This window comes from Rurimicrobium arvi (assembly GCF_039540495.1).
In the GTDB taxonomy this organism is placed as follows: domain Bacteria; phylum Bacteroidota; class Bacteroidia; order Chitinophagales; family Chitinophagaceae; genus Rurimicrobium; species Rurimicrobium arvi.
Genome location: NZ_BAABEZ010000018.1, coordinates 46522 through 58858, shown reverse-complemented (window position 1 = coordinate 58858; position 12337 = coordinate 46522). Strand labels below are relative to the sequence as shown.

Annotated in this window: 13 protein-coding genes; 5 read left to right on the top strand and 8 right to left on the bottom strand. The window is 47.6% G+C overall.

Annotated elements, in window-relative coordinates; all coding sequences use genetic code 11:
- The first annotated feature begins 17 nt into the window (after positions 1–17).
- Positions 18–1229 (top strand): glycosyltransferase, encoded by a 1212-nt coding sequence (locus ABD846_RS06370; RefSeq protein WP_344824056.1) that lies wholly within the window; start codon positions 18–20, stop codon positions 1227–1229.
- A 6-nt stretch (positions 1230–1235) separates the two neighbouring features.
- On the opposite strand, the gene ABD846_RS06365 is transcribed toward ABD846_RS06370, so the two are convergent.
- Complete coding sequence (locus ABD846_RS06365; protein WP_344824053.1) at positions 1236–1523, bottom strand: putative quinol monooxygenase; 288 nt, start codon at positions 1521–1523, stop codon at positions 1236–1238.
- Position 1524: 1 nt separating this feature from the next.
- The gene (locus ABD846_RS06360; protein WP_344824050.1) at positions 1525–2361 is read right to left on the bottom strand and encodes an SAM hydrolase/SAM-dependent halogenase family protein; all 837 of its coding nucleotides are present in this window, start codon (positions 2359–2361) and stop codon (positions 1525–1527) included.
- 65 nt (positions 2362–2426) lie between these two features.
- Here ABD846_RS06360 and rlmN point away from each other — a divergent pair, with 65 nt between their 5' ends.
- From rlmN to ABD846_RS06340, 4 genes are all read left to right on the top strand, one after another.
- On the top strand, positions 2427–3500 hold the full coding sequence (gene rlmN / locus ABD846_RS06355; RefSeq protein ID WP_344824047.1) for a dual-specificity RNA methyltransferase RlmN: 1074 nt from the start codon (positions 2427–2429) through the stop codon (positions 3498–3500).
- Between the two features lie 107 nt (positions 3501–3607).
- Positions 3608–4783 carry a hypothetical protein gene (locus ABD846_RS06350; RefSeq protein WP_344824044.1) on the top strand — a complete coding sequence of 392 codons (1176 nt, stop codon included), beginning with the start codon at positions 3608–3610 and terminating at the stop codon, positions 4781–4783.
- A gap of 4 nt (positions 4784–4787) precedes the next feature.
- A complete protein-coding gene (locus ABD846_RS06345; protein ID WP_344824041.1) occupies positions 4788–5357 on the top strand; it encodes an RNA polymerase sigma factor in 570 nt (189 codons plus the stop codon).
- Positions 5347–6009, top strand: coding sequence for a hypothetical protein (locus ABD846_RS06340; RefSeq protein WP_344824038.1), 663 nt, complete (start codon positions 5347–5349; stop codon positions 6007–6009). The genes ABD846_RS06345 and ABD846_RS06340 overlap by 11 nt, the downstream gene beginning before the upstream one ends.
- A gap of 1 nt (position 6010) precedes the next feature.
- On the opposite strand, the gene ABD846_RS06335 is transcribed toward ABD846_RS06340, so the two are convergent.
- The 6 genes from ABD846_RS06335 to ABD846_RS06310 all read right to left on the bottom strand — a co-directional run bounded on the left by ABD846_RS06335 (position 6011) and on the right by ABD846_RS06310 (position 12272).
- Positions 6011–6298, bottom strand: a complete 288-nt coding sequence (locus tag ABD846_RS06335) for a DUF3820 family protein (RefSeq protein WP_344824035.1) — start codon at positions 6296–6298, stop codon at positions 6011–6013.
- 42 nt (positions 6299–6340) lie between these two features.
- Positions 6341–9658 carry a vitamin B12-dependent ribonucleotide reductase gene (locus tag ABD846_RS06330; protein WP_425568022.1) on the bottom strand — a complete coding sequence of 1106 codons (3318 nt, stop codon included), beginning with the start codon at positions 9656–9658 and terminating at the stop codon, positions 6341–6343.
- Between the two features lie 238 nt (positions 9659–9896).
- The gene (locus ABD846_RS06325) at positions 9897–10847 is read right to left on the bottom strand and encodes a DUF5777 family beta-barrel protein (protein WP_344824030.1); all 951 of its coding nucleotides are present in this window, start codon (positions 10845–10847) and stop codon (positions 9897–9899) included.
- 46 nt (positions 10848–10893) lie between these two features.
- Positions 10894–11433 (bottom strand): YceI family protein, encoded by a 540-nt coding sequence (locus ABD846_RS06320; protein ID WP_344824028.1) that lies wholly within the window; start codon positions 11431–11433, stop codon positions 10894–10896.
- A gap of 24 nt (positions 11434–11457) precedes the next feature.
- On the bottom strand, positions 11458–11847 hold the full coding sequence (locus ABD846_RS06315) for a hypothetical protein (RefSeq protein ID WP_344824025.1): 390 nt from the start codon (positions 11845–11847) through the stop codon (positions 11458–11460).
- Between the two features lie 26 nt (positions 11848–11873).
- A complete protein-coding gene (locus tag ABD846_RS06310) occupies positions 11874–12272 on the bottom strand; it encodes an OB-fold protein (RefSeq protein WP_344824022.1) in 399 nt (132 codons plus the stop codon).
- Positions 12273–12337 lie beyond the last annotated feature (65 nt).

Here is a 12337-nt window from a genome sequence, read left to right as displayed (position 1 = left end):
GCTAAATTTTTTGAAGGTTGAATATTCTATACATATCATACGACGGGATGACCGATCCTCTGGGTCAGAGCCAGGTATTACCTTACCTGAGCGGTCTTTCGCAGAAAGGATATAAAATCACACTGATCAGTTGCGAAAAGCCGGAGAGGTTAATTCATAAAGAGGCGATCCAGGCCATTTGCAGCAAATATCATATCAACTGGCAGCCGCTGGTTTATACGCGTAAACCTCCGATTCTTTCCACGATGAAAGATGTACGGCGCATGAAAAAGCTGGCAATGTCGCTGCATAAAAAAATAGCATTCGATATAGTACACTGCCGCAGTTACATCGCGGCACTCGTGGGGGTATACTTGAAGCAGAAGACCGGCGTGCCTTTTATTTTTGATATGCGCGGTTTCTGGGCAAATGAACGTGTGGACGGCGGTTTGTGGAGATTAAGCAATCCCGTTTACCGTCGTGTGTTCAATTATTTCAAGAACAAAGAAAAAGTTTTTCTGGAGGAGTCGGCAGCAATTGTTTCGCTCACGTACACCGCTAAAGAAGAAATAGAGCATTGGCCTGTTTCTTCCAGTCCCGTCACAGTCATCCCTTGCTGTGTGGATACAGAATTGTTTAATCCGGAGCACCTCAACCGGGAACAGCTCGAAGCGCTGAAGCGTAAAGCAGATCTTCCCGCCAATACATTAGTGCTGGGTTATGTAGGCTCCCTGGGTACCTGGTATCTGTTGTCTGAAATGCTGGGATTTTTCAAGGTATGGCTCAAGCAGCATCCTGCATCTGTATTCTTTTTTGTCACGGCAGAGCCTAAGGAAATGGTGATGGATGAGGCAGAAAGTCTGGGTATCAGCACTGATAAGATAAAGGTGATATCCGCGGGCAGACATGAAGTGCCGTACTATATCTCCATGATGGATCTTGGTATTTTCTTTATCAAGAACGCTTACTCTAAAAAGGCTTCCTCACCTGTAAAGCAGGGCGAGATGATGGCAATGGGTGTTCCTGTGTTTTGTAATGCAGGGGTAGGGGATTCAGATTACATTATCCAGAAATATCGTTCGGGAGAATTGGTATATACATTTAATGCAGCAGCCTATTCGGATGCTATCCGCCGTATGAAAGAGGAAATGAACCATCCTGAGCAGATACGCGCGGGTGCGATGGATTATTTTGATCTGGGTGCCGGAGTGGAAGCTTATGCCGCGCTGTATGATTCGCTGAAACGCTGAACCTGATCAGCCTGCAATCTGAACACTCCAGGCCTGAGCTTTTTCTGCAAACATAGATTTGGTAAGCGTCCATGTTTCTTTGAAGAATGCTGAAAAACGATAGTGATTCAGGTGCTCCTCAGACTCCCATATGCTATGCGTGAAAAATATGTTCGGATGGTTCACGTCCTGCCATAGTTCCAGGAAATGACAACCTTCGAACGAACGGATCGTCTGTTTGCGCTCTTCGAATAATTGCCGGAATGCTTCAATATGTTCCGGCTGAAAGCTCATCTGCACAATACGTTTGATCATTTTATTCGAAAGATATTTTAAGGTGCCGGTAATATTTCTGTTTTGTATCGTAGAGATTAAACGATAAAAGTTTGGCTGCAGACGCGCCTTTTACGGCTATTTCCATATAGCCTGCGCGGTTGAACCGGCATAAGGCTTCGCCCTCGCTTACCATTCCGGCGTGTGGTGTGATCACGCCTATATTTCCGATACCCCCCAGATCGATTTTAAACCCTCTGTTCCTGCGCAGTGCTTCAAACTCTTCCTTACGCATGTTGATGATCAGATTCCCGTTATGGGCTATGTGCAGTATCTGGCAGTCGACAGAATGCTCGGTAGCTACAGGCAGGGGCATGGTCATCTGCTTGATCGGGTCCAGTTTAAAGTGCGGGAAGCCGAGATCTGCAGGTTTCTTGTGAGAAAGTATATAAGCGATTTCCGCACACTTTTCCTGCCAGTCGCGGAAGTTCTGGTCGTCGCGGTCCCATTCATAGCATTGCCAGAGACTGATATTTTCTATGCCCAGTGCCAGGGGTAATATACCGTTGTTCGGTGCAAGGAAATAATGACCGTCTTTCTCACATAATACCAGTGACGGATTGCGGGAATGATAAATACCTACGTAAATAATGTGGCATGTGCCTTCAGGAAATTCCTTGTAAGAACTTGCGCTCAGGTAAGCAGCTTCGATCAGGTTTTCCCCCGTTACGGAAGCGCTGATTTCCAATACTGCGGCATCCGGATTATGCCGTAGTAAGATACTCCGGGCAATCGCTGTGGAAGCGTCTTTATGCCCGAAATCGGAAAGTAACGTGAGGAAGCGCATCGTGTAATCTGCAAAGTTAAACGGAATTGGCAAATTGTTATAATCATTGTCACATCAGTTCTTCATTAAAGCGTAATCGAATATCGTACCTTTGCCATATGAAAACCCTGAGGGAACATACATTGGAGGAATTGGAAGCGTTGATGGTTTCCTGGAACGAACCTAAGTTCCGCGCAAAGCAGATATACGAGTGGATATGGGATAAGTATACCAACGATATCCAGCAGATGAGCAACCTGTCTAAAGCATTGCGGGAAAAGCTCGCGGAGCACTTCGCATTGAATACGGTTGCAGTCGACCACGTGCAGACAAGCAGCGACGGTACGGTCAAAAGCCGTTTCGTCCTGCACGATAAACATTTTATCGAAGGAGTGCTGATCCCTACCGAGAAGCGGCTCACAGCCTGCGTTTCAAGCCAGGTGGGGTGTTCTCTTACCTGTAAGTTCTGCGCCACCGGCTACATGAAGCGGGTGCGTAACCTGGAGGCACAGGAGATCGTCGATGAGGTGATGCTGATCAACGAGCAGGCATTTAAGTCATTCGGCAAACATCTGACCAATATCGTATTCATGGGAATGGGCGAACCGCTGCTGAATTACAAAAATGTAATGAAGGCAATTGAGCAGATCACCAGCCCCGACGGAATGGGCATGAGTCCGCGCAGGATCACCCTTTCTACAGCCGGTGTTGCAAAGATGATCCGTCAGCTCGGCGATGACCAGTCGCGTGTAAAACTGGCACTGAGCCTGCATGCGGCCAACGATAAAAAGCGCAACGAGATCATGCCGATCAACGAATCGAACAATCTGGCAGCCCTGGTCGATGCATTGAATTATTTCTATCAGTGTACCAAGACGCATGTTACGTTTGAATATATTCTGTTCAAAGGATTCAATGACTCTGAGAAAGATGCAGACGAGCTGATCCGTATTTACCGGAAAGTGCCCTGCGATCTGGTGAACGTAATTGAATATAATCCTATCGATAATGCACAATTCGAAAAACCCGATGAACAGGCTACTGACGAATTTATGGCTTATCTCACCGCGCACAAAGTGAATGTGCGGCTGCGGCACAGCAGAGGAAAGGATATTGATGCCGCCTGCGGACAACTGGCCAATGTGAATCTGCGTACAATGGAGGAAAAACTCAATATGCAGGAGCCTTCTTAGCTCCCGGAAATAACCGTTTGCGATGCCGTCTGGAAAGACGGCATTTTTTTATTAATTTATTGAACGTTTTTCCCGCCCGGGTGTATAAGTATCAAAAGCATAACATCATGTTCAAACACACCTTTTTTACAGCTTTACTGGTTTTCGCAACGCTCGTGTCGGAAGCGCAGAAGCCGCAACCCATTCTTTCATTTGCAAGAGAACAACGCCCCCTTCCCTGGTATAAGGAACAGGCAGGTCTCTGGAAAAAGGAAATAGATAAGGATAACAGGAACGCAACTGCATGGCTTCAGTATTTCCGTGCAGTACGCGTCGTAAACATGCAGGACCCGGACAGTAAGAAAACTCCGGAAGAAAAAGACGCGCAACTGATGTCGATTGTGGATGATATGGAGAAAGCTATTCCCGGTACATATGAATACAACCTGAGCCGGTACAGCGCCGCGGGATTACGCGACGGTTATGAGTCTTACCTGCTCAAAGCGCAACGCCTGGAAGAAGGGCATACCGAACATTATGACTATATGGTGAACCAGGGTGAGATCACCCGGGATACCGCAACCCGTAATAAATACTGTCTGAAGCTCTATGAATCCGGACAGGTCTCCACCGGTATGATGAATTACAACCGTAATGTGCTCGCAGGACTCGCTCCGGGTGCGATTCTGATCACGGTAGGCGACAACGATACCTATCCGGCATTTGTATTGCAGGCAATGGGCTTTCGCAAAGATGTCGCAGTCATTAATATGAGCCTTATCCGTGTAAACAGCTACCGCGAAAAATTGTTTAAGGAGTTGGGTATTGCTCCATGGCAGATGCCCGGGGATAATGCTTCGGCTGAAGAGGCACAGAACGCCGAAAAGCGTTTTGAAAAGGAATTTATCAAGACGATCATAGCAAACAAACAGGAAAGACCGGTATACCTGTCACTCACCTCAGCGGGATGCGATGCCTATGCCGCTCCTTTAGACGAGCATCTGCACCTGACGGGACTTGCGTACAAGTATAGTGAGCAACCTGTAGACGACATCGGTATCCTGCGCCGGAACTTTGAGCAGGAATATATGCTCGATTATCTGAAGGTCCATTTTTATAAAGACATTTCGACGGATCTGGTTCAGTATATCAACCTGAATTACGTAGTGCCCATGCTCAAATTGTACGATCACTATCAGCTCGCCGGGGAAACACAACGCGCAAGATGGATCGGAGCGTACGCAAAGGAAGTGGTGAAAGGCACCGAATACGAACAGCAGGTAACAGATCACCTCAAAAAATAAGCGGGTGGCAGAAAAAATGCAAATAACGGAACAGGCTTCAGATGAATATCTGATGGCGCTTGCCACACAGGGCAGGCGTTCCGCTTTTGAGATACTCTACGACCGGTATTTCCGGAAACTTACCTGGTATGCTTACGGAATGCTCCGTGATGTTCAGCGCTCAGAAGACCTGGTGCAGGATGTATTTTGTGTGATTATCGATAAGCCGGAATCCTTTGATCCTTCAAAAACCTTCTCTACCTGGATCTATACGCTGGTAGGGAATCGCTGCAGGAACGAATTGCGCAACGTAGCGAACAGAAGTGCTTTAATGAAGGAACAGGTAATGGAAGAAGTATCTGAACAGCCTGCGGTAAACAGTGATCGGCAGCGCTTGCGCCAAAAGATCGACCTGCTGTTGGGAACGCTCACGGAAAAAGAGCGGCAGATATATCAGCTTCGCTTTGAGCAGGATCTTAAAGTGAGGGAGATCGCTGTAATAACGGGCATTCCGGAAGGATCTGTGAAGTCAGGTATTTTTTACCTGCTACAAAAATTATCTCATCATTTAAAAGAGTTTAGTTATGCAAAGTAATATGCAGGAGTGGCCGGAATGTGTCCTGGAATGGGTGGCCGTTCATCCGTTTTCAGCTTTGTCTGAAGCGCAACAGGCCGTTGTATTGAGTTGTATGTCTTCGGCGGAGTATGATGCAATGCATGAAGTTTCCGGAACATTATCAGTTATGCATGAAGTTTCGGTTAATGCCGGTCCGGGAAGGAAGCAGGTGTTGATGGATCGTTTTGACGCCCGTCATCAGCCGGCTGCACCGCAGGAGATGCGTAAGAAGATACAATGGTCATTCCAATTATGGCGGGCTGCGGCAGTGGTCTTGCTGGGACTTTGCGGTTGGCTGTCCTACGGGCGCAGGAGTGCGGCTTTGCCGGATTCTCCTGTGACTACAATCCGGGATACCGTTGTGCGCATCAGAGAAGTGGTAGTGACAAATGTGGTGCATGATACGTTCCGGCTTGTCGCAGCGGTTGCTACGTCTGTTCCGGAACATAAAATACGCAAGGCGGCAGCACGTTTACGCGGCGGGCAAGAGCATGCAGTAGCAATGAACAGTGATTTTGCAGATATAGGCGTAGTATCTCCTGCTGAAGTTAACGCAGCACGTAATCAGTCGAAAGGGACATCAAAAAAGGACGATACCCTGTCGCATCAATATGCATTTGTGGTATTGTAGTTCAGGAATATTTCTGTTTTAAAGGTTGCAGCAGGTATTCGAGACCATTTAGTTTGATCTCGTAAAGCGTCTGAAGCAATGTGCCCAGTTTCCCTGCCGGGAAGCCCTTTCTGGCGAACCATTCCAGGTAAGATACGGGAAGGTCGCACAGGATCCTGTCTTTGTACTTGCCGTACGGCATACGCATGCGCACAAGATCTGTCAATAGCGATTGGTCTCCGGATGGAATTGGCTCGGCACTCATAATGCGAATATAGGCGTACTTGTCTGAAATGAAAATCCCCTTCATGACGAAGGGGATTTTTTTAAGGGAGTTGTGAATGGAATATGATTAACTGCATCCGGTTGTGGTACCACAGTTAGGACACATATAGCAGGTGCCGTTTCTCAACGTGATATTACCGCAGTTGCTGCAGGCAGGAGCGTCAGCGCTTGTGCCCATCAGTTTTTTGGTTTCGGCTGTTGCTGATGCCGTTACCACAGGTTTTGCAGGTACCAGCTTCGGAGCAGTAGCAGCGGTGGTTTTGTGCGCCGGTGCCGTTACTCTCACCTGCGACAATTCCTGTTGTACGGTATGCTTCAGGCGTTCTTCATCTACTACATGTACCAGGTCATCGCGGTCGAGGTATTCATACGCCAATACGCGGAATACATAGTCGAGTACGGATGTCGCCGTTTTGATGTTCGGATGCTCTACCATACCACTTGGTTCAAAACGGGTAAAGATGAATTTATCGACGTACTCTTCCAGGGGCACACCATATTGCAGGCCTACGGATACGGCTATTGCGAAGCTGTTCAGTAGACTACGCATGGTGGCTCCTTCTTTGGCCATGTCAATGAAGATTTCTCCAAGCGTATGATCCCCGTATTCACCGGTACGCAGGAAGATTGCCTGCCCGCCTACCTTGCTCTTGAATGTATATCCGCGACGTTTTGCCGGCAGGGATTTACGTTCCACGATACGGCTCAATTGGCGTTTCAGTTGTGTATCCGGGCTCGCCTGAACACGTTTGTTTACTTCTTCCAGTAGTTCGTCGATCGTAAGCTGACCCAGGTCAACGATCTGACTGGTATTGATGTTCGTTTCTTCTTCTTTTACAGGCTCGCCTTTTTTCTTCTTGTCGCTTTTGTTGCTCAATGGCTGACTCAGCTTGGAACCATCGCGGTACAGGGCACAGGCTTTGATACCCAGCTGCCAGCTCAGGTAGTAACAGTCTTTTATCTCTTCAACTGTCGCTTCATTAGGCAGATTGATTGTTTTGGAGATCGCACCACTGATGAAAGGCTGAACAGCTGCCATCATACGGATATGGCCATGCGCATGGATAAAACGCTCTCCGCGCTTACCGCATTTGTTGGCGCAATCGAATACCGGCAGATGCTCCGGCTTCAGGTAAGGTGCCCCTTCGATCATCATTGTTCCGCACACGTAGTCGTTTGCAGCAGCAATCTCTTCTTCTCCGAATCCGAGCGCTTCCAGCAGGTTGAACTCCATGTCGTAGTATTGCTCCGGCGTAAAGCCCAGGCGCTGCAGACACTCTTCACCGAGATTGTACACGTTGAATACGAATCCGATCTCAAATGCGCTTTCCACGAGACTGTCGAGCTTCTTCAGCTCTTCAGCGATAAAGCCTTTTTCACTCAGCGACTGATGATTGATGAACGGTGCACCGGCAAATGTGCCATGTCCTTTCGCATATTTTACAATTGCATCGATTTCAGACTCAGAGTATTTCAGATTGCGCAGCGCAGCAGGGATAGATTGGTTGATGATCTTGAAGTAACCGCCGCCGGAAAGTTTTTTGAATTTCACCAGTGCAAAGTCCGGCTCAACACCTGTTGTATCGCAATCCATCACCAGTCCGATTGTTCCGGTAGGAGCGATTACCGTAGCCTGCGCATTGCGGTAGCCATATTTCTCTCCCAATTGCAATGCATTGTCCCAGGCGCGTGTAGCAGCAGACAACATATAATCAGGGCAGTATTTTGCATTAATGCCCATTGGTTTTGTCTCAAGGCTCTCATACGCTTCTGCAGCATCATAAGCAGCGGCGCGGTGATTGCGCATTACACGCAGCATATGCTCGCGGTTTTCAGCAAAGCGCGGGAACGCTCCCAGCGATTCCGCCATTTCAGCAGAAGTGGCATAAGCAACACCCGTCATGATGGCGGAGATAGCACCACCGATAGCGCGGCCTTCTTCGCTGTCGTAAGGGATGCCGCTTACCATCAGCATAGAACCGAGGTTCGCGAATCCGAGTCCGAGGGTGCGGTAATCATAGCTCAATTGCGCTACTTCGGGACTTGGGAACTGTGCCATCAGTACGGAAATTTCGAGCACTACTGTCCACAAGCGTGTCATATACTCAAAGCTGGCCACATCGAATACGCCTGTTTCTTCGTTAAAGAAACGACGCAGGTTCAGCGATGCAAGGTTACAGGCCGTATTGTCGAGGAACATGTACTCAGAACAGGGGTTGGAGGCCCTGATATCCCCGCCTGCAGGACAGGTATGCCATTCGTTGATGGTTGTATTGTATTGCGTACCGGGGTCCGCACAACGCCATGCAGCGTAAGAGATTTTGTCCCATACTTCTTTGGAAGGGACTTTTTTCATCACTTTACCATCGCTGCGTGCGGTCATTTCCCACTCTTCGTTGTTGGCAAGGCGGCGGAAAAATTCGTTCGGAATACGAACGGAATTATTGGAGTTTTGTCCGGATACTGTTTTGTATGCTTCTCCTTCATAGTCGCTCGCATAACCTGCTGCGATAAGGGCAGCTACTTTCTTTTCTTCCTCTACTTTCCAGTCGATGAAGTCCAGTACTTCAGGGTGATCCAGATCCAGACACACCATTTTTGCAGCACGACGGGTAGTGCCCCCGCTTTTGATGGCACCGGCAGCACGGTCGCCAATTTTCAGGAAGCTCATAAGGCCGCTGGAAGTACCGCCGCCGCTCAGTTTTTCGCCTTCTGCACGGATGTTGGAGTAGTTGGTGCCCACACCGGAGCCATATTTGAAAATACGCGCTTCACGTACCCAGAGGTCCATGATACCGCCTTCATTTACCAGGTCGTCTTCCACGCTCAGGATAAAGCAGGCATGTGGTTGCGGGCGTTCGTATGCATTCTGGGAACGCTCCAGATTCCCGGTAGACGGATCAACATAAAAGTGACCCTGCGCTTTACCGTTGATACCATAAGACTGATAAAGTCCTGTATTGAACCACTGCGGAGAGTTAGGTGCGCAGCTTTGTTGCAGGATGCTGTATACGAGCTCGTCGTAGAAAACCTGCGAATCATACTCAGAAGCGAAATAACCGTATTTCAGACCCCACGCGCGCCAGCAATCCGCAAGACGATGAGCTACCTGCTTGATAGACGTTTCCCGTCCGAGGCTGCCGTCTGCCTGAGGTACACCGGCTTTGCGGAAATATTTTTGAGCGAGGATATCTGTAGCAATCTGAGACCAATGCTCCGGAACCTCCACATTAGTCATTTCGAAAACTTTCTCTCCGTTGGGATTACGGATTACCGAACTGCGGTAGTCGTATTTGAATAACTCAAACACGTTGCGCTCATCGTTCGTAAAGTGCCTTTTAAATTCCAGGCCTTTGCCTGAGCCGGTAGTGTATGTTGCTGCCATATATTCCTGCTTTTTTTTATTGGTGGAAAAATCTTTTTTACGGTTGGGCAACGAAATTATTTAAAACTTTTGCCCGTGCAAGATTTAGATGCCCACAGGGTGTGGATAACCATTAAATGGTTGAAAAACAATTCTATAAATTTAATGAAAATAATTTTAATGAATTGCTAAAGTACCGGGAGCTCTCAAAAAAAACGGCCCCTTATGGAGGCCGTTTCAGAAAGTATCAGCAGTTGCGTTACCAGATCTTATTTCTTGAATTTTCAAAGCCTTTCGGCTTTACAACAGTAAAAATTCTGGATATGTTGAATCCGAAGTGGATCGCCCCTTTTTGCCATTTATCGGTGGTTTGGCCGATGAACATACGTTCCGTCATGCCAATGGAGTTGGTGCAAAACAGCTGGAATACGTGTCCTCCAGTTTCTATGTCGAATCCTGCTCCAAGCGAATTGGTTGTGCCGGTAAGCTGACTGAACTGATAGAAATATTCAACATTGAACGTTACTCTTTTGCTCAGGCGCAAACGGCCACCGGCTCCGAGCGCAAAGATATCATTAGGATCTGCTTTTGTATCTACGAGGTTGTAATGCACGTGCGTGGGCATCAATTGCAGCGTAAACAGGTTGCTGAACTTACGCGCGATCAGCAGTTGGTTAAAGAAAAACAGACGGTTACTGAACGGATAACTCTCAAAAGGCGTAAGCTGACGCCCCACAAGGTCCGTAGCTTTCTGGCTCGTAAGAGACATCCCGCCCACGTAACTTAAGCTGAGGGGCATTTCATCTTTTTCAGTCTGGCGCAGGATACGCGCTTTTAAAAAGCCATCGTATTCCTTGTATAAGGAGCTGCGGCCCACACCTACCGTAAGCCAGTTGGTAACACCATAATCCAGGCCGAGACGCAGCGTTGCACCGTCCAATCCGAAAAATTCCTTCACGCCGCCATTCAATGCGCCGAAACGGTGCGAAATACGGAAGTCGAGGTTGCCTTTTGCCGTATTTTCAATGCTGTGGCTGTTGATGATATGACCCGTTTTGAAAGACCCGTAGGTGTATGTTTTCTTCGGCTTTTCTTCGTCCAGGAGTTTGGAAAGGTCGTCGCCGTCGTTTTGCGCAAATGCCGCAGTGGCGGGCATCAGCATCAGCAGTCCCGCAACTGTTTTAAAAGATTTTATAAGCAATGATTGCATAAGTTAGATTTGATTTGATGAGAATGGATTGCTGTTTGCGAAGCACCTACATTTTTTTCAGAGAAGAATTGATGGTGATCTCAATTTCTTTGGCAACCTTGCCTTCAGCCACGGAAGGGATCCTGATCTTATAGTCGGCGGTCGCCACCTTAAACTGAGCCATTACTGAAGCTTCATTTGCTCCAATGGTAACTGTCCCCGGCACTTTTACGTCTTTGGTTACACCATGGATAGTGAGTTTTCCGCTTACAGTTGTCTTGTATACTCCTGGTTTGTCCGAAACGGTTCCTGGCGCGAGCTTGCCTTTAAAATCTGCCTTCGGATATTTATCCGATTCCATATAGCTCTCATTGAAGTGGTCCTGCATCAGCTGTTTTTCAAACTTGAAGCTTTTTACCGGTACCTGAAAGACAACATCACCTGTAGCCAGATCTATTACTGCACCTGTTTCATTGTTGAATGCCTCGATATTTTCAATGGGTGTCTGCGAGAAAAAAGTAATGCGCCCGCTGCGGGTCATATATTTCTGAGCGGATACGGTATTCGCTAAAAGCAATCCCGCTGCAATAACTGTTATTTTTTTCATGAAAGAATGTTTTAATTGTTAGGACTAGTTATTGGATGCTCCGTTATTGATCCAGCGACGCACTTTATTAATGCTGCACTCGTCCCACTTGGAAGCCCCCTGCGGCATGGATCCGTCCTGGATCACACGCAGGAATCTGCCATCGTCGACGATGGATTTGGCACCGGAATAAGTCGTAAGATTAACACCCGCAGAAGCGGAAGCATCATGACAGCCGCTCTTGGCGCAGGATGCCTGAACCATCGGCTGAATATCAGCGCTCCATGTGGTATTGGTGGTATCGCAGGGACCCAGTGGCGGGTACATCGTTTCTTTGTTGTCTTTGTAGCAACTGTACTGCGTGCTCAGGAGTAAAAATCCGCCCGCAATACCGCACATCGCGACGAGGCGACTGAATGGCTTTTTTAGCATCATAATTGTAATTTGACTGGTGAAATTGACTATTGGGAAATAATGCAGTCGGTAAGTTTTACATCTCCGACAAAACCGCTGCAAAAACCTTTTAATACTACAGAATCTCCGGTTTTGCCGGGGAATTTTTTCTCGCGCATGGTACACATTACGCCGGACATCATATCGTCGGTTTGTAATACAACGAAAGGTACACCCTCCTGATTGGTATCCGCAACTGAAATAGTGCCGTTTACCTGTACTGCCTTATTCAGATAAGTCTGATTTGCTTTCGTTTCATCAGTCGAAAACTCCTGAAACAAAACCCTGGCATTTACCGGAATGCCTGTTACATCATCTACTTTTCTTGCCGGACGGTTCGTGATTACCAGCACAGCAATTACTCCTGCGAGCAGTACGATGGCTAACGCTATAACGACTTTTTTCACAATACGGTAGTTTTCGTGAAATTAACGTCATTTATTTGTCAGTAGTTTGTCCGGCAGAGTAATTA

What these genes read in the sequence shown, in the direction of transcription:
- ABD846_RS06365 (WP_344824053.1), bottom strand. Translation starts at nt 1,523, where the DNA reads ATGATCAAACGTATTGTGCAGATGAGCTTTCAGCCGGAACATATTGAA.
- rlmN (WP_344824047.1), top strand. Translation starts at nt 2,427, where the DNA reads ATGAAAACCCTGAGGGAACATACATTGGAGGAATTGGAAGCGTTGATG.
- ABD846_RS06350 (WP_344824044.1), top strand. Translation starts at nt 3,608, where the DNA reads ATGTTCAAACACACCTTTTTTACAGCTTTACTGGTTTTCGCAACGCTC.
- ABD846_RS06340 (WP_344824038.1), top strand. Translation starts at nt 5,347, where the DNA reads ATGCAAAGTAATATGCAGGAGTGGCCGGAATGTGTCCTGGAATGGGTG.
- ABD846_RS06335 (WP_344824035.1), bottom strand. Translation starts at nt 6,298, where the DNA reads ATGAAGGGGATTTTCATTTCAGACAAGTACGCCTATATTCGCATTATG.
- ABD846_RS06330 (WP_425568022.1), bottom strand. Translation starts at nt 9,658, where the DNA reads ATGGCAGCAACATACACTACCGGCTCAGGCAAAGGCCTGGAATTTAAA.
- ABD846_RS06325 (WP_344824030.1), bottom strand. Translation starts at nt 10,847, where the DNA reads ATGCAATCATTGCTTATAAAATCTTTTAAAACAGTTGCGGGACTGCTG.
- ABD846_RS06320 (WP_344824028.1), bottom strand. Translation starts at nt 11,433, where the DNA reads ATGAAAAAAATAACAGTTATTGCAGCGGGATTGCTTTTAGCGAATACC.
- ABD846_RS06315 (WP_344824025.1), bottom strand. Translation starts at nt 11,847, where the DNA reads ATGATGCTAAAAAAGCCATTCAGTCGCCTCGTCGCGATGTGCGGTATT.